Annotated in this window: 23 protein-coding genes; 18 read left to right on the top strand and 5 right to left on the bottom strand. The window is 62.5% G+C overall.

The window, feature by feature from the left end; translation table 11 throughout:
• Positions 1-23: 23 nt before the first annotated feature.
• The 3 genes from alr to pheA all read left to right on the top strand — a co-directional run bounded on the left by alr (position 24) and on the right by pheA (position 2,995).
• Positions 24-1,313, top strand: coding sequence for an alanine racemase (gene alr, locus NW848_RS04025; RefSeq protein WP_099812115.1), 1,290 nt, complete (start codon positions 24-26; stop codon positions 1,311-1,313).
• Between the two features lie 443 nt (positions 1,314-1,756).
• Positions 1,757-2,092 (top strand): late competence development ComFB family protein, encoded by a 336-nt coding sequence (locus tag NW848_RS04020; protein WP_011430307.1) that lies wholly within the window; start codon positions 1,757-1,759, stop codon positions 2,090-2,092.
• Between the two features lie 3 nt (positions 2,093-2,095).
• Positions 2,096-2,995, top strand: a complete 900-nt coding sequence (gene pheA / locus NW848_RS04015) for a prephenate dehydratase (protein WP_414508666.1) — start codon at positions 2,096-2,098, stop codon at positions 2,993-2,995.
• A gap of 117 nt (positions 2,996-3,112) precedes the next feature.
• On the opposite strand, the gene NW848_RS04010 is transcribed toward pheA, so the two are convergent.
• The 5 genes from NW848_RS04010 to NW848_RS03990 form a co-directional block, all read right to left on the bottom strand.
• Positions 3,113-4,066: a sulfite exporter TauE/SafE family protein gene (locus tag NW848_RS04010; RefSeq protein WP_011430305.1), complete on the bottom strand. Its 954-nt coding sequence runs from the start codon at positions 4,064-4,066 to the stop codon at positions 3,113-3,115.
• A 52-nt stretch (positions 4,067-4,118) separates the two neighbouring features.
• Positions 4,119-5,168, bottom strand: a complete 1,050-nt coding sequence (locus tag NW848_RS04005) for a Gfo/Idh/MocA family protein (protein ID WP_011430304.1) — start codon at positions 5,166-5,168, stop codon at positions 4,119-4,121.
• A 108-nt stretch (positions 5,169-5,276) separates the two neighbouring features.
• Positions 5,277-6,776, bottom strand: a complete 1,500-nt coding sequence (locus NW848_RS04000; protein WP_414510468.1) for a phospholipid carrier-dependent glycosyltransferase — start codon at positions 6,774-6,776, stop codon at positions 5,277-5,279.
• A 339-nt stretch (positions 6,777-7,115) separates the two neighbouring features.
• Complete coding sequence (locus tag NW848_RS03995; protein ID WP_011430302.1) at positions 7,116-8,153, bottom strand: carboxypeptidase-like regulatory domain-containing protein; 1,038 nt, start codon at positions 8,151-8,153, stop codon at positions 7,116-7,118.
• A gap of 58 nt (positions 8,154-8,211) precedes the next feature.
• A complete protein-coding gene (locus NW848_RS03990) occupies positions 8,212-10,170 on the bottom strand; it encodes a carboxypeptidase regulatory-like domain-containing protein (protein WP_414388623.1) in 1,959 nt (652 codons plus the stop codon).
• Positions 10,171-10,337: 167 nt separating this feature from the next.
• Between NW848_RS03990 and rpmJ the strand changes: the two genes are divergently transcribed.
• The 15 genes from rpmJ to NW848_RS03915 all read left to right on the top strand — a co-directional run bounded on the left by rpmJ (position 10,338) and on the right by NW848_RS03915 (position 22,000).
• Positions 10,338-10,454 (top strand): 50S ribosomal protein L36, encoded by a 117-nt coding sequence (rpmJ, locus tag NW848_RS03985; RefSeq protein ID WP_011430300.1) that lies wholly within the window; start codon positions 10,338-10,340, stop codon positions 10,452-10,454.
• 214 nt (positions 10,455-10,668) lie between these two features.
• The gene (gene rpsM / locus NW848_RS03980) at positions 10,669-11,052 is read left to right on the top strand and encodes a 30S ribosomal protein S13 (RefSeq protein ID WP_011430299.1); all 384 of its coding nucleotides are present in this window, start codon (positions 10,669-10,671) and stop codon (positions 11,050-11,052) included.
• 88 nt (positions 11,053-11,140) lie between these two features.
• Positions 11,141-11,527, top strand: coding sequence for a 30S ribosomal protein S11 (gene rpsK / locus NW848_RS03975; protein ID WP_011430298.1), 387 nt, complete (start codon positions 11,141-11,143; stop codon positions 11,525-11,527).
• A 122-nt stretch (positions 11,528-11,649) separates the two neighbouring features.
• The gene (locus NW848_RS03970) at positions 11,650-12,645 is read left to right on the top strand and encodes a DNA-directed RNA polymerase subunit alpha (RefSeq protein ID WP_011430297.1); all 996 of its coding nucleotides are present in this window, start codon (positions 11,650-11,652) and stop codon (positions 12,643-12,645) included.
• Between the two features lie 72 nt (positions 12,646-12,717).
• Entirely contained in the window at positions 12,718-13,068 is a 351-nt protein-coding gene (rplQ, locus tag NW848_RS03965) for a 50S ribosomal protein L17 (protein ID WP_011430296.1), read from the top strand.
• A 5-nt stretch (positions 13,069-13,073) separates the two neighbouring features.
• Entirely contained in the window at positions 13,074-13,937 is an 864-nt protein-coding gene (gene truA / locus NW848_RS03960) for a tRNA pseudouridine(38-40) synthase TruA (protein ID WP_011430295.1), read from the top strand.
• 49 nt (positions 13,938-13,986) lie between these two features.
• Positions 13,987-14,442, top strand: a complete 456-nt coding sequence (gene rplM / locus NW848_RS03955) for a 50S ribosomal protein L13 (RefSeq protein ID WP_011430294.1) — start codon at positions 13,987-13,989, stop codon at positions 14,440-14,442.
• A complete protein-coding gene (rpsI, locus tag NW848_RS03950; protein ID WP_011430293.1) occupies positions 14,439-14,852 on the top strand; it encodes a 30S ribosomal protein S9 in 414 nt (137 codons plus the stop codon). Before rplM ends, rpsI begins: the two co-directional genes overlap by 4 nt.
• 77 nt (positions 14,853-14,929) lie before the next feature.
• A complete protein-coding gene (gene rpmE / locus NW848_RS03945) occupies positions 14,930-15,151 on the top strand; it encodes a 50S ribosomal protein L31 (RefSeq protein WP_099812117.1) in 222 nt (73 codons plus the stop codon).
• A 70-nt stretch (positions 15,152-15,221) separates the two neighbouring features.
• Positions 15,222-16,307, top strand: coding sequence for a peptide chain release factor 1 (prfA, locus tag NW848_RS03940; protein WP_011430291.1), 1,086 nt, complete (start codon positions 15,222-15,224; stop codon positions 16,305-16,307).
• A 74-nt stretch (positions 16,308-16,381) separates the two neighbouring features.
• Positions 16,382-19,015, top strand: coding sequence for a bifunctional aconitate hydratase 2/2-methylisocitrate dehydratase (gene acnB / locus NW848_RS03935; RefSeq protein ID WP_414508668.1), 2,634 nt, complete (start codon positions 16,382-16,384; stop codon positions 19,013-19,015).
• A gap of 75 nt (positions 19,016-19,090) precedes the next feature.
• Entirely contained in the window at positions 19,091-19,384 is a 294-nt protein-coding gene (locus NW848_RS03930; RefSeq protein ID WP_099812119.1) for a PepSY domain-containing protein, read from the top strand.
• 184 nt (positions 19,385-19,568) lie between these two features.
• The gene (locus tag NW848_RS03925) at positions 19,569-20,009 is read left to right on the top strand and encodes an Hsp20/alpha crystallin family protein (RefSeq protein ID WP_099883961.1); all 441 of its coding nucleotides are present in this window, start codon (positions 19,569-19,571) and stop codon (positions 20,007-20,009) included.
• A gap of 229 nt (positions 20,010-20,238) precedes the next feature.
• Positions 20,239-21,360, top strand: coding sequence for an ABC transporter ATP-binding protein (locus NW848_RS03920; protein WP_414402805.1), 1,122 nt, complete (start codon positions 20,239-20,241; stop codon positions 21,358-21,360).
• An 88-nt stretch (positions 21,361-21,448) separates the two neighbouring features.
• On the top strand, positions 21,449-22,000 hold the full coding sequence (locus NW848_RS03915; protein ID WP_414508669.1) for a hypothetical protein: 552 nt from the start codon (positions 21,449-21,451) through the stop codon (positions 21,998-22,000).
• Positions 22,001-22,002 lie beyond the last annotated feature (2 nt).

Here is a 22,002-nt window from a genome sequence, read left to right as displayed (position 1 = left end):
GGCTTGGTGTGAGGGGTGAAGCTGTGGATCACACGCCGGACGACGCTTCTGCGCTGGCGACGGCAGGGCATAGCCCCCTGGCCACGGCGTCCGCCTCGTGGACCCAGAGCCAGGGATCCCAGGGAGCGGATCCCGTCGGCGAGACGGGGTTCTGGCCGGATTTCAACCCAGAGCTGGAGCTGCTGACCAGCCGGGCATGGGTGGAAATTGACGCAGCCCAATTGCGAGAAAATCTGCGTCTGTTGCAGGCGCGCCTGTCGCCAGACACTGAGATCTGGGCAGTGGTCAAGGCCAATGCCTACGGCCATGGAGCTCGCTTGGTGGCTCCCATAGCCCTCGCTGCCGGTGCCAAGGGGTTGTGTGTGGCCACCCTGGCAGAAGGGATCGAGCTGCGGCAGGCCGGCCTCCAGGCCCCGATTTTGGTGTTGGGGGCTTTGAATACCTGGGCCGAGCTGCAGCAGGCCATGGCTGCGCGGCTGGAGGTCAGCCTCACCCGGGCCGAGCAGATCCCCGTGATGCGCCAGGTGGCCCGTTGGGCCGGGCGGCCTGTTCCTGTCCACGTCAACGTCGATACGGGCATGACCCGCCTGGGGATTCCCTGGCAAGAGGCCGCCGCCGTGTGGGGGCAGATCTGCCGGATCCCCGAGCTGGAAGGCTGTAGCCTGTTTTCCCACTTCGCAACGGCAGATGAGCCCGATTCTCCGGTGATGGCCCAGCAAGAGGCCCGCTTCGCCCAGGTGGTGGAGCAGATCCGCCAGGCCGGGGATCCCCTGCCCCCCCTGCATCTGGATAACTCCGCCGGCGCCCTAACCCATCTCCACTATCCCCGCGTGCGGTTGGGGCTGGCCCTCTACGGCTTGTCTCCTGCCCCGCACCTGCAGGTGCCGGGGTTGCGGCCGATCCTGCGCCTCAAAGCGCGGTTGACCCACATCCAAACCGTACCCGCCCACACCGGCGTCAGCTATGGCCATCGCTACGTCACTTCTCGCCCCAGTCGCATTGCCACACTGGCCATCGGCTATGCCGACGGGATCCCACGGCGGCTTTCCGGCTGGCTGCGGGGGTGGGTGCGCGGCAGCCTGATCCAGCAGGTGGGCACGATCACGATGGATCAGTGCATGTGGGATGTCACCGAGAGGCCGGATATTCAGGTGGGTGATGTGGTGGAGCTGCTGGGCCCCCATCTGGCGAGTGCGGGTTTCTCAATCCAGGATTGGGCGGATCAGTTGGGCACCATTTCCTATGAACTGCTGTGCGGACTTTCTGCCCGCCTGCCGAGAGTGCTGGTCAACGTGCTCGGGGAAGCTAGCTGACGTTGACGCTATGGCACGTTTTTGTTGGGCGGTTTATGGTAGCAGCAAATGCAGGCGAGGTTTTAAGCGTGGGTTCGGATCCCTACCTCCCCCCTCAATTCTGGTAGAGGGGCTAGCAAGTGAGAACTGACTCCCGCCAGCAGAGGAGTTGGGGTGAAATTGTAGCTGGCCGCGTCGGCGCCTGGGGGTTTGCGGTCACTTCTCTTCCTGTTGAGCTAGAAACCGCAGGAGCCCCCTATATCCCCCCGCCCCCCTGCCCCCCGTATACAGGGGGTTGGGGGGCGGTCGGAGTCGGGTAGTTTACGTAGGGTAGCTTTTCCTGACTTGTCAAGTAGTGAAGGATATAGCAGCCTCAGAAGTAAGCCGAGAACCGTCCTGTTTATCAGTGACATCGGGAGGCAGCCATGGAGGCACGCAAACCTCTGAAGAGGTTGGAAAATCAGATGGAGCGGGCTGTTCTGGAGATGGTGAACGAGCTGCTGCTCCTGGAAAGCCAGCAGCGCTACTGCTCCTGTGAGAGATTCTGTCACGATGCCGCCGCCTTGGCCCTCAACAACCTCCAGCCCCGCTACACCACCAGTTTTGAAGGCTCCATATACACCCTGGAAGCCATCCAAGCAGATCAAGAGTTGCAGAGCCTGATTCGGCGGGAGGTGGGGAAGGCTATGGAGATAGTGGCGGCAAATCCCCGTTGCCCAGAGCCTGATTGCCCGCTGCAGCGCAACGTCGAGGCAGTAGAGTTAGAGCTGGCTCCTAGCGACACTCGCAAACAAAACTAAAGAATGGCTTTAATCGTCTCCTCTGCGCCGGTAGCCTTCCTCGGCCCTGTTGGAACCTACACGGAGTTGGCCGCTCTGCTCGCCTGTCCCGAGCAGCCCCATCTCCATAGCCAGGGGTCCCATCCTCTGGTGCCCTACCCCACCATTAGCGCCTGCTTGGCAGCCGTGGCTGCGGGCGAGCAAGAATGGGCGGTGGTGCCGGTGGAGAACTCCGTTGAGGGCGGGGTCTCGATGACCTTGGATGCCCTCTGGCAACTGGAGGGGCTGAGCATTCGCCAGGCGCTGATCCTGCCCATCCGCCATGCCCTCATCGGCTGCGCCTCCCGGCTGGAGCAGATCGAGCAGGTCTATTCCCATCCGCAAGCCTTGGCCCAATGTCAGGCTTGGCTGGGATCCCATCTGCCCCGGGCGACCTTGATTCCAACCCGCTCCACCACCGAAGAATTGGAGCGGCTGCGAGCGCAGCCCAACGCTGCCGTCATTGCTTCAGAGCGGGCCGCTGAGCTCTACCAACTGCCGGTTTTGGCCTGTCCCATCAACGACCACCCGGATAACTGCACCCGCTTTTGGGTGGTGGGCCGTTGCCGTTCCTCGCCAGGGGGATCCCATACTTCCTTGGCCTTCAGCCTGCCCCACAATGTGCCAGGGGCGCTGCTAAAGCCGCTGCAAGTCTTTGCAGAGCGGGGCCTCAATATGTCGCGCATTGAGTCGCGCCCCACCAAGAAATCGGCGGGGACCTATGTCTTTTTTGTCGATCTGGAGAATCCGGTCGGCCAACCCTATCTGGATGCAGAGGTAATCGCTGCCCTGGAAGCGATCGCAGAAACCCTGAAGCTTTTCGGCAGCTACCCCGTCCACGACCTCAGCAAGCCGAGCGAGCGTCGTCCTTGCAACTCAGAATAGGACAGGCCGGCCAGGCCCGACTTGCTATCTGCGGGGATCCCGAAGCCTTTCCCTCCCCTCCTAGACCCAGATACGCTAAAAGAATAGGGGAGGGTGAGGCGTCGAAGTTGGGAATTGCTACTGGTTGTCCAGGGCTTGGTAGTCCTGCCAGGCTTGCCAAAAAACGTAGAGGGAAAGCCCGGCGAGAAAGGTTCGAAAAAGCAGGCCGACGATCTCATCCGGCAGCTTGGGCAGGGTGCGGGTGCTGATCTGGACGCCGACCAACCCACCTGCACCCAGGATCAGGCCCGGGATCCAGAGCACATTCTGGCGGATGGTGCCATCTCCAAAGCCGAGCGCGTTCGCCATCCAGTTGCCCAGGCCCGCATGGCTGAGGGTAGCAGCAGTTGCCGTGAGAACAATTGCCCCCAAGCTGGTTTGGATGGCCACCTTGAGGGTTTCTCGCAACAGCAGGATCTGCAGGGGCACCAGGATGACGCCACCGCCGATGCCGAAAAGCCCCGCCAACAAGCCGGCAGCGCCACCGGTGAGGGTGCGGGCCAGCCACCGCGGCATCTGCCCCTCGGCAGCAGGGCGGTCGCGGAGTTCTCCAGCGTCGTCCGTCCCCCCGGCAGCAACCCCTGGCCTCTCCAACGCTTGGGCGTGGGCGACCACGGTTTTGCGCAGCTCCACCAGGTAAATGTTCGCCAGCAACAGCACCCCAAAGGCCGCTAGTAGCAGATAGCCGGGCAGGCGACTGGCGAGGATCGCCCCAACCTGCGCCGTAAACAGAGCCGGGATCCCCAGCAAAATTACCCGTTTGGGATCCAGCATCCCCATGCGCCAGTTTTGGATGCTGCCGGCCAAGGAGGTGAGGAGAATGGAAAAGTTGCTGGTGGCCACCGCCTGCAGCGGCGGGATCCCCAAGCTCACCTGCAAGGGCACCAAGATCGTCCCGCCGCCAATGCCCAAAAAACCGGCCAGGATCCCTGCCGCCAGGCCGCCGATTGCTAAGGCCAACCCCTCTTCTACCACGATTGCCCGACCTTGCCTCTCCACAAAGCCTCTGCCCTCCTCGCCCTCCCCACCCATGACCGGCTGGCAGAAGATACCACCTGCCCCCGCCTGGAGGCCGGCGGCAAAGCTAAGACAAAAAGCTGCGGCAGGGTTTGGCCTCCCTCCAGGCGCATCCATCTAAGGCGATCCGCTCCACCTCGGAAGCCAACTTCAAGGCCTTCAGGGCCTGCTCCCCGCCCACCGACGGCTGGCTGCCCCCCCGCACACAGTTGATAAAGTGCTCCAGCTCGGCGTGGAGCTTGTCAATGGGTTCGATGTGAACCTTCTCGATGAGGCAGTCCCGCTGGTAGGACACCTGGCCGTAGTCGCTGCTGCTGGATCCCTGGCGATAGATGGAGATCTCGTTGTGCAAAAAATCGGCTTCCACCAGGGCATTTTTGCAGTGGACGGCAATTTTGCGCACCTTGCGATGGGTAACCTTGCTGGCCGTGAGGGTGGCGATGGCACCGTTGGCAAAGGTGAGGGTGGCAGTGACGTAGTCCAGGTAGCCCAGCTTGGAGGCGCGGTTGCCGCTGGCGGTAATTTGGGTTACTGGGGAGGGGATCAGCTCCAGCAACAGGTCGATGTCGTGGATCATCAGGTCGAACACCACCGACACGTCGCTGGCCCGGTCAGAGTAAGGGCTGAGGCGGTGGGCCTCGAAGGCCAGCGGCTCTTCGCTTTGCAAAACTTGGCCCAGCTTTTGAAAAACGGGGCTGAAACGCTCGATGTGCCCCACCTGCAAAATGCAATTGCAATCGGCAGCGCGGTTCACCAGGGATTCTGCCTCAGCGATGCTGGCGGCAATGGGCTTTTCGATCAGCACATGGACCCCCGCCTCCAGGCAGGCGATGCCCACCTCGTGGTGCAAAACCGTCGGCACGGCGATGGCTACTGCCGCTACGTGGGGCAGCAGGTCGCGGTAATCCTCGTAGAAGTGAACGCGGTGGCGGCTGGCCACATCCAAACCCCGCTCCACATTGATATCGGCTACCCCTACGACCTGCACATCCTTCATCAAGCTGAAGACGCGGGCGTGGTGCTGGCCCATGTTGCCGACTCCAATGACGCCCACAGGCACCGGCTGCCCGGGGTAACGGCGGGGAGAGTTGGCAGGACGCGGGCAGGATCGAGCCATAGGTTTCCACTACCTCCACCACAAGCGCTTGACAAACCGCACCCCGCCTTTGGGCAACGAAGCGCAGCTACTCCTGAAACAAACTGCACAAAGCTTACCATGCCCTCCTCAAATCCAGTTCAAGCCGGGAATGGGCGGCAGGCGCAGGGGGGCCCGCTCGCAGGCTTGGGGACTGAAGCAGAATAGGGGCACAGGGGTGGGTCGGAACCACATGCGGGCATAAAATCCGCCGGGGCTGAGGGGAAGGCCAAACCAAACAGGGAAAAAGAAGAGAAAAGACGCCAAAACCAAGGCTACTGCCGTGATGCTCGCCCCGCGCCAGAAGCGGCGATAGCTCTGCCAGCCCAGCAGCACCAGCCAGGCCAGGGCCAGGGTGCTAAATGCCAGAGCGCTCATGTAGTGGTAGATGAAAACGCAGCGGCTGACGATAAACCAGGGCAGGTAGTTGGCCGCATAGCCAATTAAGATAAAGGCTTCCACGCCATGGAAGCGGCGGATCCCCCGCCAGACCAGCACCAGGATGGATCCCGTCCCCAGCCACCACAGCCAGGGATTGCCCAGGCCGTGGACCACTCGCCACAGGTCGCCCTGCGCGGCGAAGTAGTAGCCCACCGGGCGGCCCATAATCGGCCAAGACCAGGCTCCTGCCGAGGCCAAGGGGGTGGTCAGCCAAGGGCGCAGCGCCGGGAACCAGGCCACCAGGGATCGCAAACTGGTGGAGCAGTAGGGGTGAACGGGGGTGTTTTCGTCCACCACGAGATCGGCATGCAGGTGCCCGCTGTAAACCGCCTGATTGATGAGCACTAGAGAGCGAAAGTAATTCTGGATCCCAGTCCAGCTCCAACCCAGGGCTAGCCCCTGCTGCGGGTTGAGCTGCAGGTGGGGGATCCACTGGATGGCGTAGAAAGCCAGCGGCGCAAGGACAAAGCAAAAGGCATAGTGCCACCAGCGCAGGTGGCGGATTTGGATCAAAATGCCCAGACGCGGGATCCACTGCGGGCGCAGCCAGACCACCGCCCAAACAAGGATCCCCAACAGGGCAAACATGAAGGCAAACCAGAGGCCGTTCCACTTCACGGAAGCCGCCGCCCCCAGGAGGATCCCCGAGCCGGTCAGGTGAACGGCCCGTTGCCAACCGCGGCGTTCCAGCCCGCTTAGCAGCAGAATGGTGGCCGCCAGGCCAAAAGCCACCAGGTACACGTTAATCAGGCCAAAGCGGGACTCCACCAGAAACACCCCGTCCGTGAGCAGCAGGGCCCCACTCAACAGGGCAAAGCCCACGTGATAGGTGAGGCGGTAGGCCAAGCCGGTCAGCAAGAGCGGGATCAGGGATCCGCACAAGGCGGTGGCCAGGCGAAAGCCCCACTCGTTGCGGCCAAAAAGCTGGATACTGAGGGCGATGAAGTACTTCCCCAGCGGCGGATGCACGTCGTAGAGGGGCTCGCCGTCGAGATAGTTCTGGGCGAACTTGGGAAAGTACACCTCGTCGAACACCGGCGCCGGCAACTCGGCCAGTCGCCACAGGCGCAGCCCCAGGCCCACCAGAAAGATGGCGAGCGCTCCCCCCAGCAGCCAGCGGCGGGATCCCTCCGGCCAAATCCCGACCAAGGCAGAAGCGGACGAGGAAGTGGCGAGCTCTGCTGCAGCGGGAGGATCGCCGGATCCCACTCCACCAACGCCCTCGGAAGACGCTGGCGACAGCTCATCTCCTTCCGGGCCTAGATCTCGATCTTCGGCAAGAGGGTTGGGTTCGGAACTCATGGGCAGCAGCCAACAACAAACGGCGAGGATCCCCAGTGTTACTTTAGCCCCTGCTCCCCTTCTTTGGACTTCCCTAGAAGAGCTGGAGGATCTCGAGAACAGCCATTTGCTCCGACTTTGCGGGGCATAGGGCTGACAGCGGCTGCTTGGAACCCCCACTTCTGGGGCTACGGGAGGGGGCGAGCTCTAGGGAGTGGGTGTAGGGGTGGGGATGACCAGCTCCACCGCTGTATCCAGGCGCGAGGGCGGGGGTGGGGCCTCGCCTGGGGCCAGTTCTAGGTAGGAGGCCAGGGGGTGATTGGCTTGCCAGCGGGATCCGATTTCGGCGGCGATTTGGGTGACCTGGATTTGGTAGAGCTGCGCCAGCTCAGCGGCGTTGAGGTTGCCCCGCTCCACCTGGTCGCGGCTGGCCTCCGCCAATACCTCCGCCACGAGGTTGCCCTGCTCGTCAAACCGCCACAGCTCTAGGCGGCTGCGGGAGCGCAGGCTCACCTCCGTGGGCGAGGCCGGGCGGGTGAGGACATCGACGCGGGCGATGACGATGGCCTCCAGGCCTAGGTAATCGAAAAACTGGCCTACCGCTTCCGGCTTGCGGCGATCCCACTCAAACAGCTCGTAGATCGGCCAGCCCACCTGGCGCAGAATCGGCTGCAGGCGGCGGTTGTCCAGGGGCACCACCTTCTCGCTATTGGGGATCAGGCCCAGGCGCACTGCCTCCATGGCCAGGCGCTGGCCTAAAAGCTGGGTGTGCTCCAGTCCTCCCACTCCCAAAACGCCGAGGCGACGCCGGGGTTGGGGCCGGATGGGCACCTGCAAAACCACATCTACAGGGGTGGTCAGGCCCGCCTGCAGCAGGATCTCCTGTTGCACTATTTCGTAGTCGGGGTGCCATACGGTCAACATCCAACGTCCGGCAGGAGCCTGGTTGAGCTCAAACGCCCCCTGCTCGTCCGTTTGGATCGGCTGATCGAGGTTCTCCAAGCCCTCCAACTGCACCTGCGCCCCGGCCACCGGCTGACCCAGGCTGTTGCTCACCTGGCCCACCAGCCGCGCCTGGGATCCCGCTTGATCTCTGTTATGAGAAGGAAACAGCGGCGTGAAACGGGGAAGGGGGGTGGCCGGCGCCTGGGCCAGCGCTCCTGGAGTCAGTGCCAGCCAGCACCAGAGAGCCAGACTGCCCAAGCGGACCCTGCGCCGCAGCGAAGTGAGGAAGAAGAAAGGCATGGCGACATCCCCTAATCGCAGTGGGTTCTGGAGAGACAAAATCCTGCTGCAGGGATCCTCACCCCGCAAAGGGATTGTTGGCCTGCCATTGTTGGATAAAGACGGGCACCATGTTGCGCACCTGCAGCCGAAACAGGCCCGCCGCCGCATCTTCAAACAGCGGATCCCCGCCCACGTCGTCCCGGCCATAGGCCTCGTAGTAGCGAGCCCGATCCCCCGGTCGATCCCGCTGCAAGTCCACCACCACCACCACCCCGCGGCTGCGCAACTGGTTGGGGGTGAAATTGGGAATTTCCACCGGCACCGTCGGCGCCAGAAAGCGCAAGGCCGTATTCAGCAGCGGGCTGCCCTGGCGGTTGTAATCCCGCGAGATCTGCAGGTGAGTCAAGAGGATGTAGCGCAAGCCCAGGGCATCGCCAACGGCCTTCAGCTTGGCCAAGTCGGCGGTGTAGCGCTCATCCCGATCCAAGAGTGTCAGATCCTGGACGAGGGGCAAAAGCGGCTCAAAGCGGGGATCCGGCCCCAGTGGCCCCTTGAGGAGGATCACGGGTCGCTGCGGCTGTAACTCCTTCAGGGCCAGGCTGAGGTGGCGGGCCAGCTCATCCGAGTAAACCGGCTCATCCGGCAACAGGCCAATGCCCTCCGGCTGGCGGGCCGGCTGCCCCGGCGGCAGGCGAATATCTTGGCTGGATACAAAACCGGCCCGCACCTCCACCTGGGTGCTGGTGGGCGGAAACCCCGGCACCTCCACATCCACCAGGTACAGCCCCGCCGGCAGTTCCGGCAGGACATAGGTGCCGTCGGCGGCGATGCGAACCGTCTGCTGGGGTTGGGTAGAGGTGGCGGCCAGGCGCAAAACCCCCGTCTGGACGGGTTGGCCGGCAATGTCCAGCACCCGCCCCGTCACCACCCCGCGGTTGCCTGAAGAGGGGATCTGGGCCTCGGTCTCGCGCTCGCCAACTTGAGCCTCAATATCCACCAGACGCCGCAAAGCCGGGATCCCTGCCGCCACCACCCACAGATCCCGATCGCCCAGCCTCACCAAACCCGTTGGCTGCCCCTCCAGCCGCAGCGAGGCGGCCAATCGCCCCGCCTCCAGATCCACGATTTGCAGGCGGTCGCTGTTGCGGGAGGTCACGTAGGCCCAGCGGCCATCGGGAGAAAGGGCCAGCCGCGTCGGTCGCCAATCCAAGCCAATCCGCTGCAGAGCCTCGCCGCTGCGATCCAGATCCAGCACCGTCAGATCTTGGCTGCCCGAGTTGAGCACCACCAGGCGCTGCCGTTGCGCATCTAGGACCATGGCTTCCGGCGTGTTGCCGCCGCGCCAGCGGGCCAGCAGCTCTCCATTGTCGGGGTTGACCACCAGCAGGCTGAGGGGATCCTCCCCAGCCAGGCCGACAAACAGGGATCCCCGCTCTGGGGCATAGGCCAAAGCCAAAGGTGGCCCCGGCAGCGGCAAGTTGCGGGCCTGCGGCGGCTCCGATCCATGCCGTTGGCGGTTCGGAGCGGGAATCACCGCCAAGCTTTGGGCGGCGGGCAGGGAGGCGAAAACCCGCCCCCTGGCCGCATCCACAGCCATGTCCAGAACCCCCGCCGGCAGCCCGTAGGCCTGCAGCAGCTCTCCGGTGAGCAGATCGAGGGCCACCACCCCAGGAGCATGGGGGCCGGCGGCATAGACCACCTGCCGTGCCGCATCCACCCGCACCACGCCGGGGGCAAACCCCACCGCCACCTGCCACAAGGGATCCCCGCTCGCCCCATCCAGCAGCGCCACTGCCTGCGCTTCCAACAGTCCCACCGCCAGCCAGCCCCGCTCCGGCACCGCATCGAGGCAATCGGCAGAGCTGGGCAAGGGCAACAGCCAATCCCCCTCTGTCCTCAGTTCATTCCCGTCCGCCGAGAGGTTCCCCCCAGAAGCGGGAGAGCCTGTTTCCGGCGAAGGGATCCCTTGCCCCAACACGGGGGATCCCAAGCCCAGCACGCCGCTCATCAGCACAACCAGCCATTGCCAGCGCATCGCCTTCTTCGCTCCTCAACCGCGCCTGCTCTGCTTCTGCGCCCAACCAGCATAGCCAACCTGCTCGCCCTTCCCTATTGGATTCACGTCAGAAAACCCAAACAATTTTTGACAGTCTGCCGCGGCGACCTTAGAATGGATATTCGCTGGTTTCGTCAGGATAAACCATGAAGGTGCGGCCCTCCGTCCGTCGAATCTGCGAAAAGTGCCGAGTCATCCGCCGCCATGGCCGGGTGATGGTGATTTGCCCTGCCAACCCCAAGCACAAGCAGCGGCAGGGGTAGAGGGGCGGATGGAGGAGTGCGCCCGACGGTGGGGAACAGATCCAAACGGCCCTGCTGCCGCCGCGGAAGATCAAGCAACCCCTCTCTTGGCGAGAGGAGACTCTGGGTTCCTCACCTCAACAGCGACGTCTTCCGGCCAAAGCTCCACGCCGCCAACCTCGGCCTGGCCTATGGAGCAAGTTTATCTAAGTTTGTTTGAAAGGTACCACCGACCATGGCACGGATTGCGGGAGTTGACATCCCACGCGACAAGCGAGTCGAGATCGCCCTCACCTACATCTACGGCATTGGGCTGACCCGCTCCCGCCAAATTTTGGCGAAGACCGGCATCAACCCCGATACCCGCACCCGCGACCTTACCGACGCCGAGGTGGCCGCCTTGAGGGCAGTGGTAGAAGGCGAGTACCAGGTGGAGGGAGATCTGCGCCGGCAGGAGGCGATGAACATTAAGCGGCTGATCGACATCGGCACCTATCGGGGCCGCCGCCATCGTCTGAACCTGCCTGTGCGTGGCCAGCGCACCCGCACCAACGCCCGCACCCGCAAGGGGGTCAGGAAGACGGTGGCCGGCAAGAAGAAAGCTCCCGCCAAGAAGTAGTGGCGCGGCTGGGGCGGCGGGCAGAGTTTCCCACCCTCTCCAAACTGCAAAACGGGATGTAAACAGTTGTTCAAAGGACGCAAAGGTCATGGCTCGGCAGCAACGGCGCGGACGCAAGGTCAAGAAGAATGTCCCCAACGGTGTGGCCTACATTCAGTCCACCTTCAACAACACCATCGTCACCATCACGGATCCCAATGGCGACGTGGTGTCTTGGGCCTCCGCAGGTTCTACGGGGTTCAAGGGCGCCAAGAAAGGCACCCCCTTTGCAGCCCAAATGGCGGCAGAGAGCGCAGCGCGTCAGGCCATGGAGAACGGCATGCGCCAGATTGAGGTAATGGTGAGTGGCCCTGGCGCCGGTCGGGAAACCGCCATTCGCGCTCTGCAGGCCACTGGTCTAGAAATCACCCTGATTCGAGATATCACTCCCATTCCCCACAACGGCTGCCGTCCCCCCAAGCGGCGGCGCGTCTAAAGGGATCCCCAGGGCGGGCCAAGCGCTGGCGACAGGCTTGCCCTCCTGCAGGATGTGAGGCATGGCCTCCAGTCTTCTAAGTTCTCCAAACAGATGTTGAGCCAGACGGACGGGGCTACTCTATGATGCAGACCAGCCGAACCCTCCACAATCTGGGCAGCAAAGCCGCTTCTAGTGCTGCTCCCTACCAGACCGAGTGCGTCGAATCCCATCAGGAAGCCAATGGCGTTCACTACGGCAAATTTGCCCTGGGGCCACTGGAGCGGGGTCAAGGGATCACGGTGGGCAACGCCCTGCGGCGGGTGTTGCTCTCCAACCTAGAAGGGACGGCAGTAACCGCTGTACGCATTGCCGGGGTGACCCACGAGTTTTCCACGGTGCCGGGGGTGCGGGAAGACGTGATGGAGATCCTACTCAACATGAAGGAGCTGGTGCTGCGCTCCAACGCTCCCGACACGCAGGTGGGCCGTTTGGTGGCACAAGGGCCGGGAGAGGTGACCGCCGAGAAGCTGCAATTGCCCAGCGAGGTGGAAGTGATCAACCCCCGCCATCACATTGCCACCTTGGCGGAAGGGGCGATCCTGGAAATGGAGTTCATGATTGGCCGCGGACGTGGCTACCGTGCCGTCGATTACTCCGACAGCAAATCGATGGCCATCGACTTTCTCCAGATCGACTCCGTCTTCATGCCGGTGCGCAAAGTCAACTACACCGTTGAGGCGGCGCGGGTGGGACAATCTCTGGAAAAAGATCGCCTAATTTTGGAGATTTGGACCAACGGCAGCCTCACCCCCCAGGAGGCCCTCAGCCAGGCGGCTCGCATTTTGGTGGGCCTGTTCTCGCCGCTGCAGGAGGTCAGCTTCGACACCCCGCCAGAGCCCCGGCAAGCTGAGGATAACCAGAAGAACCAGATCCCCATCGAAGAGCTGCAGCTCTCGGTACGGGCTTACAACTGCCTGAAGCGCGCTCAAATCAATACGGTGGCGGATCTATTGGTTTATACCGAAGAGGATTTGCTGGAGATCAAAAACTTCGGCCAAAAATCCGCGGAAGAGGTGGTGCAAGCTTTGAAGAACCGCCTAGGCCTAACCTTGCCCCGCGAAAGGAGCAAGACGTAGAGCCTTGCCGGCTCGCTGCGGCAAAACCGGTCAACATCTCCACAGGACACAAGATAAAAGGCAGAGGCTACTATGCGTCACCGCCGTCGTACCCCTCACCTCAACAAGCCCGCCGACCAGCGCAAGGCCCTGATGCGGGCGCTGACCACGGCCCTGCTGCGGGAAGGGCGGATCACGACCACCAAAGCCCGCGCCAAAGCCATTCGCGCCACCACTGAGAAAATGATCACCCTGGCCAAGGACGGCTCTCTGGCAGCGCGGCGGCAGGCCCTGGCCTACATCTATGACAAGGAGCTGGTGCGCTCCCTGTTTGAGCAAGCGCCGGAGCGCTACCGCGATCGGCCTGGGGGCTACACCCGCATCCTGCGCACGGTGCGTCGACGGGGCGACGGGGCAGAAATGGCGGTCATCGAGTTGGTGTAGGCCCCATGCAGAGCCGTCGCATTGCCCTGAAAATTCAGTACCTCGGCAGCGGCTTTCGCGGCTGGCAGCGGCAAGCGGGCCACCGCACCGTGCAAGGGGTACTGGAGGAGGCGATTGCGTTGCGGGCCGGGCACCCGGTGGCCCTCTACGGGGCAGGTCGCACCGATACGGGGGTTCATGCCTCGGGCCAGGTGGCCCACTTCGACACCACCTCTGGCATCCCGCCGACGGAGTGGGCGCGGGTGCTCAACGACTGTCTGCCGGAAGATGTGGTGGTATTGGCTTCCGCTCAGGTGCCCGATTTCTGGCATGCCCGCTTTTCGGCTCGCTGGCGCCGCTATCGCTACTTGATCCTGAACCGGGAGCTGCCGGATGTGTTCTGGCGCCTCTTTAGCTGGCAGGTGCGCTGGCCTTTGCAGGTGGAGCCGATGGCGGAGGCCCTCAACTCTCTTCTGGGCGAGCACAGCCTAGAAGCCTTTCGCCGCCGGGGATCCGACCGGCCCCACTCGCGGGTGCAGGTGCAGGAGGTGCTCTGCCAGCGGCTGGGGGATCTCATCAGCATCGAGGTGCAGGCCAGCGGCTTTCTCTACCGCATGATGCGGCTGCTGGTGGGATCCCTGGAGGTGGTGGGCCGTGGCGAGATCAGCCCACAACAATTTGTCCACCTCTGGCAACACAACGACTGGAGCCGGATGCGCACCCGCTACAGCGCCCCTCCGCAAGGGCTGTGCCTGGTGGATGTGGGCTATGCTGGGGATCCCTTTGGCCGCCGCTTCGCTCACTCGCCGCCCTTTTGGGCCTTGCCCCTGCAGGGGTTGCCCAAAACCCCCGATTGGTCGGCGGCTTTGTGTGTTTCTTCCCTGGCCTAGGCGTTTTCTTGTCCATTCCATTCTGCGGTTGATGTCATCCTTGGCTGCCATGAACACAACTCCCGTTCCTCCCCCCGAAACTCTAACCCCTCGCTGGTATCTGGTGGACGCTGCCAACCAGCGCCTCGGCCGCTTGGCCGTGGTTGTGGCCAAGCTCCTGCGGGGCAAGCACAAACCCAACTTCACCCCTCACCTGGATACGGGGGACTACGTGATCGTGATCAACGCCGAGAAAGTGGTGGTCACCGGCAAAAAGCGCACCCAAAAGCTCTACCGCCGCCACTCTGGCCGTCCCGGCGGCATGAAAGTCGAGACTTTTGCCCAACTGCAAGCTCGCCTGCCGGAGCGGGTGATTGAGAAAGCAGTGAAGGGGATGTTGCCCCACACCCGCCTGGGCCGGCGGCAATTCACCAAGCTAAAAGTGTACGCCGGGCCCCACCACCCCCACGAGGCCCAGCAACCTCAGGTTTACCCCATCCACACGATCCCAGGAGCCAAAGTATGACCCAAGCAGCCAGCAGCCAACGAGCCGTCTACTGGGGAACCGGACGCCGCAAAACGGCTGTCGCCCGCGTGCGCCTGGTGCCCGGCACCGGCAAGCTGATCATCAACGACAGGCCCGGCGACCAATACCTGCAATACCAGGAGGCGCTACTGGCCAGTGTGAAAGCGCCGTTGGAGCTCCTCGGCCTAGAGAACTCCTACGACATCTTGGTGCGGGCTCATGGCGGCGGCGTCCACGGTCAGGCCGATGCCATCAAGTTGGGCGTGGCGCGCGCCCTCTGCGAGGTGGATCCGGCTAACCGCGGCCCCCTCAAGACAGAGGGCTACCTAAAACGGGATCCGCGCGCCGTGGAACGGAAGAAATATGGCCTACGCAAGGCCCGCAAGGCTCCCCAGTACTCGAAGCGCTAGGGATCCCTGCCATTGCTTTTTCAAGTTAGATGTTGATAGACAAGGGTATAGGAACAGGCCCAGAGGAGGAGATTGCCATGCCCAAAAAAGGAATACACCCCCAGTGGTATCCCGAAGCCAAAGTCATCTGCAACGGCGAAGTGGTGATGACAGTGGGATCCACCAAGCCGGAGCTGAAGGTCGATGTTTGGTCGGGCAACCATCCCTTTTTCACCGGCAGCCAGAAGATCATTGACAGCGAAGGCCGCGTGGACAAGTTCATGCGCAAGTACGGCATGGGCGGCAAGAAAGCTAAGTAGCCGAGCTTCAATCTGAGTTTCTTTTCTGCCTTGCTGGGCATTGCTGTGAGTCTTCGCTGACACTGGATCTATGGCCTCTGCTCAACTCATCGAGCAGCTTAAAAACGTTGAAGCCACCTTTCAGGAGCTGACGGTACGTCTGGCCGATCCCGATGTGGCGACCGATCCGGCTGAGCTGCAGCGGATTGCCAAGGCCCGCTCCTCCCTAGAAGCCACCGTCCAGACCTTTCACGAGTGGCAAAAGCTCACTCGCGAGCTGAAGCAGACGGAAGAGCTGCTGCGGGAGGTGGCTTCCGACGACCCAGAGCTGGAGGCGATGGCCAGGGCAGAACTGGAGCAACTGCGCGTCCGCCAAGAACAACTGGAGGAAAAGCTGACCCTGCTGCTGCTGCCCCGGGATCCCAACGACGAGAAAAACATTATGTTGGAAATCCGCGCCGGCACCGGCGGCGAGGAGGCGGCCCTGTGGGCGGCGGATTTGGCCCGCATGTACACCCGCTACGCCGAGAAGATGGGCTGGTCGGTGCGCCTGGCCAGCCTCTCGGAAGGAGAGATGGGAGGCTACAAAGAGGCCATCCTGGAAATTCGCGGGGATCAGGTCTACAGCAAGCTGAAGTTCGAGGCCGGCGTGCATCGGGTGCAGCGGGTGCCCGTGACAGAGGCCCAGGGGCGCGTCCACACCTCGACGGCCACGGTGGCGGTGATGCCGGAAGTGGACGAGGTGGAGGTGGTGATCGACCCGAAGGACATCGAGATCAAGACGGCGCGCTCCGGCGGGGCGGGCGGCCAAAACGTGAACAAGGTGGAAACGGCGGTGGACCTCCTCCACAAGCCCACCGGCATCCGCGTGTTTTGTACCGAGGAGCGCTCCCAGCTGCAGAACCGGCAGCGGGCGATGCAGATTTTGCGGGCCAAGCTCTACGAGATGAAGCTGCAGGAGCAACAGGCCTCCATCAGCTCCGCCCGTCGCATGCAGGTGGGAACGGGATCGCGCTCGGAAAAAATTCGCACCTACAACTACAAAGACAACCGGGTTACCGATCACCGCCTCAACCAGAACTTCCTGCTCGAGCCAATTTTGGAAGGGGAGCTGGACGAGTTGATCCAGGCTTGTATTGGCCTATACCAAAAAGAGCTGTTGGCGGAGCTATCCTGAGGGGGCAGAGCTGGCTGCTGCCGAGCTGGCGGTAGAATGAATACCCACATCGAGTGACCTAAGGAATCCTCCCCATGCTGGCCGAGTACCGCCAACATGCTGCTGCCCGCGCGGCCCAAGGGATCCCGCCGCTGCCCTTGAACGCCGCCCAGACCAGCCAGGTGTGCGAGCTGCTCAAGGATCCCCCCGCCGGCGAAGAGGCCTTTTTGTTGCATCTGCTTACAGAGCGGGTGCCGCCGGGGGTGGACGAAGCGGCCTATGTGAAGGCGGGCTTTTTGGCCGCTGTGGCTAAGGAAGAAGTGCACTCGCCCCTCATTACCCCCCTGCGGGCGGTAGAGCTCTTGGGCACGATGCTGGGGGGCTACAACGTCCAGGTGTTGCTGGAGCTGCTGCAGGATGAGCGACCGGAAATTGCCGCCGCAGCGGCCCGCGCCCTCAGCCACACGCTGCTGGTTTTCGACGCCTTCCACGACGTGCTGGAGCTGAGCCAAGCGGGCAACGCCTATGCCCGACAGGTGCTCCACTCTTGGGCGGAAGGGGAGTGGTTCACCGCCAGGCCGCCCCTGGCCGAGGCGATCACGGCGACGGTGTTCAAAATTGCCGGCGAGATCAACACCGACGACCTCTCCCCGGCCGCCCACGCCACCACCCGCCCCGATATTCCCCTTCATGCCCAGAGCATGCTGGAATCGCGGGCGCCGGGAGCGATAGCAGCCATTGCCGAGCTGAAGCGCCGCGGCCATCCGGTGGCCTTTGTGGGGGATGTGGTGGGCACGGGATCTTCCCGCAAGTCCGCCCTTAATTCCCTGCTCTGGCACATCGGCCACGACATTCCCTATGTGCCCAACAAGCGGGCCGGCGGGGTGATTCTGGGGGGCACGATCGCGCCCATTTTCTTCACCACCGCCGAAGATGCCGGCGCCCTGCCCATCCAGTGCGATGTCTCCTGCCTGGAGACGGGCATGGTAGTGACGATCTACCCCTACGAGGGCGTTATCCGCTCTGAGGATGGCCAAGTCCTCACCACCTTTTCCCTGCAGCCTGTGACGCTGCCCGACGAGGTGCGGGCCGGGGGCCGCATCCCTCTCTTGATTGGCCGGGCCCTTACCGACAAAACCCGCCAGGCCCTGGGGCTGGATCCCTCCCCCCTGTTCATTCGCCCCACCCCGCCCGCCGACACGGGCAAGGGCTATACCCTGGCCCAGAAAATCGTCGGCAAAGCCTGCGGGCTGCCCGGAGTGCGCCCCGGCACCAGTTGCGAGCCGCTGATCACCACGGTGGGATCCCAGGACACCACCGGCCCCATGACCCGCGACGAGCTCAAGGAATTGGCCTGTCTGGGCTTCAGCGCCGACCTGGTGCTGCAGAGCTTCTGCCACACCGCCGCCTATCCCAAGCCGGTGGATATCCAGGTTCACAAAGAGCTGCCCGACTTTTTTGCCTCGCGGGGAGGTGTCGTCCTGCGGCCGGGCGACGGCATCATCCACTCCTGGCTCAACCGCATGCTGCTGCCGGATACTGTTGGCACCGGGGGCGACTCCCACACCCGCTTCCCTTTGGGCATTTCCTTCCCGGCTGGCTCTGGGCTGGTGGCCTTTGCCGCGGCCATGGGGGTGATGCCCCTGAATATGCCGGAGTCGGTGCTGGTGCGCTTTAAGGGGGAACTGCAGCCCGGGATCACCCTGCGGGACATTGTCCACGCCATCCCCTACGTGGCCATCCAGCGGGGGCTGCTCACCGTCGAGAAACAGGGCAAGAAAAACGTCTTTGCCGGGCGAATTATGGAGATCGAGGGCCTGCCCAACTTGAAGGTGGAGCAAGCCTTCGAGTTCACCGACGCCTCGGCGGAACGCAACTGCGCCGCTTGCACCATCCAGCTGAGCGTCGAGACGGTTGCCGAGTACCTGCGCTCCAACGTGGTGCTGCTGAAAAACCTGATCGCCCGCGGCTATCAGGATGCGAGAACCTTGCTGCGGCGCATCGCCAAAATGGAAGCCTGGCTGGCCAACCCCACCCTCCTGGAGGCGGATGCCGACGCCGAATACGCCGAAGTCATCGAAATCGACCTCAGCACCATCACCGAGCCAATTGTCTGTGCCCCCAACGATCCCGACAAGGTGATGACCCTGAGCGAAGTCCACGCCCAGCACGCGGCCGGCAACCCCGACACACCCATCCACATCGACGAGGTGTTCATCGGCTCCTGCATGACCAACATTGGCCACTACCGCGCCGCCGCCAAGATTTTGGAAGGCCAGGGGCGGGCCAAGGTGCGCCAATTTTGGATCTGTCCTCCCACCCGCATGGACGAGGCGCAACTGCGCGCCGAAGGGGTGTACGGCACCTTTGCCGCTGCCGGGGCGAGGACGGAGATGCCCGGCTGCAGCCTGTGCATGGGCAACCAGGCGCGGGTGGCAGACGGGGCCACGGTTATGTCCACCTCCACCCGCAACTTCAACAACCGCATGGGCAAAGACGCGCGGGTCTATCTGGGATCCGCCGAGCTGGCTGCCGCCTGCGCCCTCTTGGGCCGGATCCCTACCCCTGAGGAATACCGGGAGATCGTCGCCACCAAGATCCAGCCCTTTGCCGGCGAGCTGTACCGCTACCTCAACTTCCACGAGATCCCCGGCTTTGAGGACGAAGGGCGGGTCATCCCCCGCGAGCAAATGCCCAAGCTGGAGGAAGCCCTCGGGATCCGTCCCTAGACCCAGGGGGGCTTGGCAGCTTGGGCTGCCCTGCTACCATGGCAAGGTGGTGGCCTTAGCCTTGGAGAAACCCTGATGGCCCCGCCTCGAAAACTCGCCCGCCAGATCCACCGCGCCCTGGCCCCCATCCTGGCTCTGCCCTTGGTGGTAACGGTGGTAACGGGATCCCTTTACCAAATTGCCCGCCTCAACGACAACTTCGACTACTACTGGCTGATCCAAATCCACAAAGGGCAATGGGGGCCTCTGGATCTGCAGGCCGTCTACCCGTTCTTAAACGGCTTGGGGCTGTTGCTGATGGTGGCTACCGGCCTGAGTTTGTGGCTGCAGACGAGATCCCACCGCCCCCCCAAGCGCACCGATTCCTGACAGCTTTCTCCTATTCCTTGGGCGAGAAAATACCCCCATCGATTTCCAGAAAACTCGCCCTCTTGAGCCAGCCAGATCACTTATCCTAATGTACAGAGGCTAGGCTAAAGCCTGGTGAGTAAATCTTAACTTAAAGAGAAGCTAACCAAAAGTTAACCAAAATCTGCTTAGGAGGTGGATAGATATGGCTCTGGTTCGCTGGGATCCCTTTCGGGAAATTGACGAAATTCAACGGGAAATGAACCGGATGTTTGACCGGCTGATGGCTCGCCCCGCCGAGACCGATGCCTATACTTTTGTGCCGGCGGTGGAAATGCACGATGATCCGGAAACCATTACCCTGAAACTGGAGCTGCCCGGCTTGAACCCCAACGATCTGGACATCCAGGCGACGGCAGAAGCGGTCTCCATCAGCGGCGAGCGGCGCTTTGAAAAACGCTCCGAAGACAAGGGCGTAACCCGCACCGAGTTCCGCTACGGGCGCTTCCAACGGGTGATCCCGCTGCCCAACCGGATCAAGCACGATCAGGTGAAAGCGGAATACAAAGATGGGATCCTCACCCTGACTCTGCCCAAGGCGGACTCCGAAAAAGCCCAAGTGGTCAAAGTGAACGTTGTCTCCTAAGGGGGGGAGGCGAGCGCCACTTTTGGCTTAACAAGATCCAGATCCCAGAGGTAGGCTCGTGGCCTACCTTTTTGGGTTTTTTGGCTTTTCGATCCTCAACTCCCCTCTCCCTCTGGGAGAGGGGCTGGGGGTGAGGGCGACCCCAGCTTACTCCAGCCCAGGGATCCGATTTGACCTCTGCCCCTAGGGTTGGATAAGTTTGAGGGCGAAGTGGCTGGGGAGCGAGAGCATGGCCAGCGTTACCTACGAACACGTTACCAAGCGCTACAGAGACACCACCGCCGTCCACGACCTGAACATCACCGTCGAAGACGGGGAATTTCTCGTCTTTGTCGGCCCCTCCGGCTGCGGCAAAACCACCTCCCTGCGCATGCTGGCCGGCTTGGAAGAAGTGAGCGCCGGCTCCATCTACATTGGCGATCGACGGGTGAACGATGTCCCCCCCAAGGATCGGGATATCGCCATGGTCTTCCAATCCTATGCCCTCTACCCCCACATGACCGTGGCCGAGAACATGGCCTTTGGCCTCAAGCTGCGCGGCCTGCCACGGGCGGAGATCGAAAGCCGGGTTAGGGGGGTGGCCAAGCGCCTTGGGATCGAGCACTTGCTCAACCGCAAGCCCAAGGAACTTTCGGGTGGGCAACGGCAGCGGGTTGCCGTCGGGCGGGCCATCGTGCGCAATCCGGCGGTGTTTTTGATGGATGAGCCCCTCTCCAACTTGGATGCCAAGCTGCGGGTACAGGCGCGGGCCGAGATCAGCAAGTTGCACATGCAACTGGGCACCACCTTTATCTACGTTACCCACGACCAGGTGGAGGCCATGACCATGGGCAACCGCATCGCCGTCATGAAGGATGGCCGCCTGCAGCAGGTGGATACCCCCCACACCCTCTACACCCGCCCGGCCAACCTGTTTGTGGCCGGGTTCATCGGCAGCCCCGCCATGAATTTCTTCCAGGCCAAGCTGCGGGAGCAGGAGGGCACCCTCTGGATCGATACCGGCGCCTTCCGCGTGGCCATCCCGCCCCACCAGGCAGAGCCCTATTGGCAATACGTCGGCAAGTCGGTCATCTTCGGCATCCGCCCGGAAAACATCCACGATCCCCAGTACCAGCCCCCAGGGATCCAACCTGCCCCGGTGCGGGCTAAGGTCTCCGTCACCGAGCTGATCGGCCATGAAGTGATCCTCCATCTCAGCACCACCGACCGAGAAGGGATCCTGGCCGAGCAGGAGTTTATTGCCCGCGTGGATCCCCGTACCCAGCTTCGGGTTAACCAGTGGGCAGAAGTGGTCTTCGACATGGATCGCTTCCACCTGTTTGACCCGCAAACCGAGCAGCGGCTGGGATAAAAACGATGACCAAAAAAACTGGGTTACAAGCCCCGCCCTTCTAGGGCGGCTTTTGTAAGATGCTATTCGACAGAAAAGGCAACTTTGCATGTACCTTGTCCGCAAGCTCAAGCTAGGCGTCTCAGAGCAACTGCAGCTGTTAAGCAGGGCAGCAGGCGAGCTGTACTCAAAGGTGCTCGTTCACTTTTGGCGGGTTGTCCGCAAGAAGGGACTGTGGTTGAAACCTTCCACGCTAATGCGGTGGTTTCCCAACGACCCTGAGAATACACTTCATGCTCACAGTGCAGACGCGGTAGTGCAAAGCTTCTTTGCCTCTTTGAAGTCCTGGCGAGAACGCCGCCAAACCGACCCCAACGCCCGTCCACCTCGACGGCGTCGGTACTATTCCAAAGTTCAATGGAAGTCTTCAGCCATCCAAGTCGTCAATGGAAAGCTGCGATTGTCGAACGGGAAAGGCAATGAGCCCCTGATGATTAACTGGGCTTGGGACACACCTGTTTGGGTAGAGATGGGCTGGGATGGCCAGCAGTATGAGTTGAGAGCTTGCTACAAGGTGGGGGATACGCTGCCGGAAGAAGAGGGGGAAGAGAGCATGACTCTAGTCAATAATAAGCTCAACTATACTGAAAATAATGTATAATA

Source organism: Synechococcus sp. RC10A2 (assembly GCF_047502605.1).
The sequence above is the reverse complement of the archived record's forward strand: the minus strand, read 5'-3'. Positions and strand labels throughout refer to the sequence as shown.